2 protein-coding genes and 1 pseudogene are annotated in these 2,159 nt (G+C 37.9%); all 3 read right to left on the reverse strand.

Annotation, left to right across the window (positions count from 1 at the left end):
- A pseudogene (locus F6K52_RS35595) lies at window positions 1–359 on the reverse strand (DDE-type integrase/transposase/recombinase); the annotation flags it as partial.
- Window positions 360–433: 74 nt separating this feature from the next.
- Window positions 434–1,351, reverse strand: coding sequence for a DUF6399 domain-containing protein (locus F6K52_RS35600; protein WP_293089809.1), 918 nt, complete (start codon window positions 1,349–1,351; stop codon window positions 434–436).
- Window positions 1,352–1,422: 71 nt separating this feature from the next.
- Complete coding sequence (locus F6K52_RS35605; protein ID WP_293089812.1) at window positions 1,423–2,001, reverse strand: hypothetical protein; 579 nt, start codon at window positions 1,999–2,001, stop codon at window positions 1,423–1,425.
- Between the last annotated feature and the right edge of the window lie 158 nt (window positions 2,002–2,159).

The raw sequence follows: 2,159 nt of genomic DNA on the forward strand, positions 1-2,159 counted from the left end.
TAAGAACGCCAAAATCGTTCTATGAAAATGTTGTCAATGGCTCGACCTTTACCATCCATACTAATTTGGATTCCATTTTCTTTTAATTGGTTAATCCATAAATCTGCGGTAAATTGGCTACCTTGGTCTGTGTTAAAAATCTCTGGAGTGGGATACCACACCAAGCATTCCTTTAGCACCTCGACGCACCAATTAGCAGTCATGCTATTGGAAATATCCCAAGCTAAAATGTATCTAGAGTATAAGTCTATAATGGCAAATAAATACATAAAGCCCTGTTTTAGACCAATATAGGTAATATCTGCCGCCCAAACTTGATTTGGGTAAATAATCTTTAAATCTCTTAGCAGATAAGGATATTTGTAAGCAGCAGGGTCAGCTTTACTAGTATATGGATTTGGGGGCATCCTTCTAGGTTGGACAGTCCTGAAAATCAGCCGTTTACTTTTCTTCTTCTGGGTTCTTTGAAACCTGTCACATTTTGAAGGATGAACTCAAATAAATCAGGAAAATCTTGCTTAAAAAGTCGCTGTGCTGGCGTTTTCCCATCCCAAGACCTTATATCAAAATTATGCACGACGGTCAAAACTTGTAACCTTTGGTCTGGCATACCCCGATTAGCCTTATGTACAAAAGCTAGATAACCATTTCTACCTTCTACCTGTGATGAAGCACGTTGAAAAGTTCTAGCTGTTTGCTTTGCCCATTCTATGCAATTATTTAGTTGCTCAGAATTAAGCAATTCATTAACATTACTCCCATTCAATTTATCTCTTGCTTTTTGTAAGATTTCTTTATAGGTGTCGATGAGTTTTTTGTTTTTCTTTTTGGATGGTGTTCGCCTTAATGTTAGTTCCCAGATGAACACAGGCACCAAATAATGTAAAAGCCATTCTTTTAATTGTGCTTCATTAATATCAATCCTCTGTTGGGTAATAAATTTATCTGCTTCTTGTGCTGCCCATTTTTTCCAATTTACAATTCCTGCTAAAATAGCGGGTATCTGTGCTAGTAATTTTGTTACCGTGGCTGTCCCCACTTCTCTTGCTACCTGTTCAGCTTGTTTACTAATGGCAACGATACAAGATAATATAGTTTTTTCTATCTGTTTGATGCAATTAAATGAGCCATCTCCACTAAAAGGTTGTATTGCTTGATTTATCTTATGCATTTGATTTCGATACTTATTTCGGCACTCATCAAGTCTGGAATAGTCTGCCTCTAATTCTTGTGGTATATTGTCTTGGTCTTTTGCTTCAAATAAAGCTTGTTTTGCCTTTTTCCATGCTTTGCCTATTGGAGCACCCACATTTATTGCCAACTCTTGCTGAAAATGAAATAAATCTGGCATCGAACACACATTCAAGTAGTCGGGTTTTCCCAATTTTACCAACCCACTAGCCCTATCGCTTACTAGTTGCTTTACTTTGAGTCCAAAGCTAGCGATGCTCTGTTTGATGGGCTTCCACCAACTTTCGGTGTCTCTTCTTTGGGACGCAGTTTCAAAAAAAGGTAGCCGCTACTTAATTCTTGACACACTAATAGCATTTTATCTAACCATGTCTCATCCAAACCTAATACTACCTCTAATTCTTCTAATTGCCCAACTGCTCGATTGGTTAATCCTTGCTCTACTAACTCTTTATAGCGTAATATGGCGACTTCTATTTCCTTCATCATTCGATAAATCGAACTCTCTGATACGCCTGCATGTGTACTCATCCTTATCTGATTCATAAATTCTTCTATCCGGCATGCACCTATCCCTCCCTTGATACCAAAGGTATAAATTGCACTAACTATCAATCGTTTGATAAAGTTTTGTCCAGCTTCTGTATCCCAAAATTCCGTTTCTTGGTTCTGTCTTCGCTTTTGCGTTCGAGTACGGTGGTAATGTACCGTGCTCTTGGGTATTCCCAGTTGATTAGCCGATTCCCGTACACTTTCTTCTGGGTGTGACCGAAATCTATCCATTATTTGTTGCCATATTTTTGTAAGCATCTATTATTTTTGTCACAATTTACGACTTTTATAGCTTTTTTCCCTTTTGGCAGTGTCCAACTTTAGAAGGATGCCCGAAATAAATTCCCAAATTAGGTTCCTGTTGATGACGCATATTTGCGCATATTTTAATCCAGTTTAATCAGCGAAAATCAGCA

The sequence above is a fragment of the Moorena sp. SIO3H5 genome, from assembly GCF_010692395.1.
Lineage (GTDB): Bacteria > Cyanobacteriota > Cyanobacteriia > Cyanobacteriales > Coleofasciculaceae > Moorena.

Coding starts and splice junctions, on each gene's coding strand:
- F6K52_RS35600 (WP_293089809.1), bottom strand. CDS start 1,351: ATGCCAGATTTATTTCATTTTCAGCAAGAGTTGGCAATAAATGTGGGT.
- F6K52_RS35605 (WP_293089812.1), bottom strand. CDS start 2,001: ATGCTTACAAAAATATGGCAACAAATAATGGATAGATTTCGGTCACAC.